2 protein-coding genes are annotated in these 2,528 nt (G+C 63.6%); one reads left to right on the plus strand and one right to left on the minus strand.

Going from position 1 to position 2,528, the window contains the following annotated elements; genetic code table 11:
• On the minus strand, window positions 1-1,427 hold a 1,427-nt coding region (locus AC062T_RS02125; protein WP_476026964.1), incomplete at its 3' end, for a 2-oxo acid dehydrogenase subunit E2.
• A 132-nt stretch (window positions 1,428-1,559) separates the two neighbouring features.
• Between AC062T_RS02125 and AC062T_RS02130 the strand changes: the two genes are divergently transcribed.
• Window positions 1,560-2,528: IMP dehydrogenase (locus tag AC062T_RS02130; RefSeq protein ID WP_476026966.1), on the plus strand; the 969-nt coding region annotated here is incomplete at its 3' end.

Below are 2,528 nucleotides of genomic sequence, written 5' to 3' on the forward strand. Positions count from 1 at the left end.
AGCATCGCGCGCTTGCCGCCGAAGCCGCCGGTCACGAACTCGCGGTCGAGATCCCAGAAGGTGAGACCGTGGCTCGCGATGTCGAGGTCGGGGTGCGACCGCTGGCGGTACTCGAGGGGGTCGGTGTCGGCCAGCAGGTGACCGCGCACACGGAACGAGTTGATGAGCTCCTGCACGCGTGCCGACTTGTCGACGTCGCTTGCGGCGTTAATGTGAACGTCGGTTCCCCAGTGGATCGGCTCGTAGGGGATGCGCAGGTCGGCGAAGATCTCCGAGTAGAAGTCGTGCTTGCCGATCAGGCGCTCGTGGATGAGCTTGAGGAACTCGCCAGAACCGGCGCCCTGGATGACGCGATGGTCATAGGTCGAGGTCAGCGTGATCGTCTTGCCGATACCGAGATCCGCGAGGGTTTCGGTCGACATGCCCTGGAACTCTGCCGGGTATTCGAGCGCTCCGGCGCCGATGATGCATCCGGCGCCCTTCATGAGACGCGGAACGGAGTGCACCGTACCGATTCCACCCGGGTTAGTGAGGGAGATCGTGTTGTTCTGGTAGTCGACCATCGTGAGCTTGTTCTCACGACCGCGCTTGACGACGTCTTCGTAGGCGGCGAGGAACTGATCGAAGGTCATCGACTCGGTGCGCTTGATGCCGGGCACGACGAGACTGCGGGTTCCGTCGGGCTTGGGCACGTCGATCGCGATGCCGAGGTTGATGTGTGCAGGCGAAACGATCGACGGCTTGCCATCGACCTCGTCGTAGAACACGTTCTGGCTGGGGAAGTCGCGCAGCGACTTGACCATGGCCCAGGCGATGAGGTGCGTAAACGACACTTTGCCACCGCGAGCCCGCTTGAGGTGGTTGTTGATGACGATGCGGTTGTCGATCATCAGCTTGGCCGGGATGGTGCGCACGCTCGTCGCGGTCGGAACCGTGAGGCTCGCGTCCATGTTGGTTGCGAGCGACTTTGCCATGCCCTTGAGGGCTGTGACGACATCCTGAGGCTCGCTGGGCTCTTCAATCGATGCCGCTGACGAGGGAGCCTCGGCCGGAATCGGCTGCGGCTTAGCCTGGATTGAAGTTGTCCGCGCCACGGGCTGGCCCGCCGACTGCGCCGATGCGGTCTGAGGCGTCTCCGACGTCACTTCGGCCGGAATCTGCGGCTCCTGTGCCGCGGGCTCTGGCTGAGAGGCGGGTGCCTCTGCTGCGGGTGCCTCTGCTGTGGGCGCCTGCGTGGCAGGTGCCTGCGCTGCGGGGGCAGTCGTCTTGGTCTGGTGATAGTTCTCGAGGATCGGCCACCACGATTTGTCGACGGAGTTCCGATCGACTTTGAACTGCTCGTACATCTCGTCAACGAGCCATTCATTGGCTCCGAATTCGCCTGAAGACCCCTCTTCAGGTGCGATTCCGGTCATTTGGCTAGACACAGCCGCCCACTCTCCGTTGTCACTGTCATTAATTCGACGCGTAAGAGCGTCGTTGGCCACATACAAGGATCAAGCGTAATCGGTTTGGCTGCGCTCTGCCCTCCGTTGGCGCGGAGGACTACGGTTAAATACATGAAGTTTTATGAGACGTCGCCGACCCACGACCTCACCTATTCGGACGTGTTCCTCGTGCCGAGTCGGTCGGCCGTCAAGAGCCGCCTGGATGTCTCGTTAGCTCCAGCCGACGGCACAGGGGCGACAATCCCCATCGTCGCGGCGAATATGAACTCGGTGACGGGCCCTCGGCTCGCGGCAACTCTCGCACGGCGTGGCGGACTCGGCGTGCTGCCCCAGGATCTGCCGCTCCAAGAACTCGACGAGGCGATTCGCTGGGTGAAGCAGCAATCTCCCAGCTACGACACAGCGTTCGAGCTCTCGGTTTCTCAGACGGTGGGGGATGCTCTTGAGCTGGTTCCCGCTGTCGACGGGCACGGAATCATCGTGCGTGACGGTGCGGGGGAGTTTGTCGGGTGCGTGCCAGCGGCCCGTCTCGCCATCGCACCGCCCGATGCTCCTCTTGGTTCGCTGCTCGGGCCCGACCTGCCTTCGATCGACGTCGACGATGTCGACGAGCCCCGCTCGGCCTTCGATCTCTTGGTCGCCGCCGATCTTGAGTTCGCCCCCGTCATGCACCATGGAAAGGTGGTCGGCACCCTGAGCCGACGCAGCGCACTGAGGGGCACGGTTTATGAACCGGCGCTCGATGCCGACGGTGCTCTGCGCGTTGCCGCTGCTCTAGGAATCACCGGGGACATCGCGCCCAAGGCCCGGGCTCTCGTCGACGCGGGCGTGGATGTGCTCGTCATCGATACCGCCCATGGTCATCAAGACGGAATGATCGCGGCGGTCGAGGCCGTCGCGGCGCTCGACCTGGGAATCCCCATCGTCGCGGGCAATGTCGTGACCTCGGATGCCGTGCGAGACCTGGTATCCGCCGGTGCGTCGATCGTTAAGGTCGGCGTCGGGCCCGGGGCGATGTGCACGACGCGAATGATGACCGCTGTGGGGCGACCGCAGTTCTCGGCCGTGCTCGAAACCGCA

It is taken from the genome of Homoserinimonas sp., from assembly GCF_056262345.1.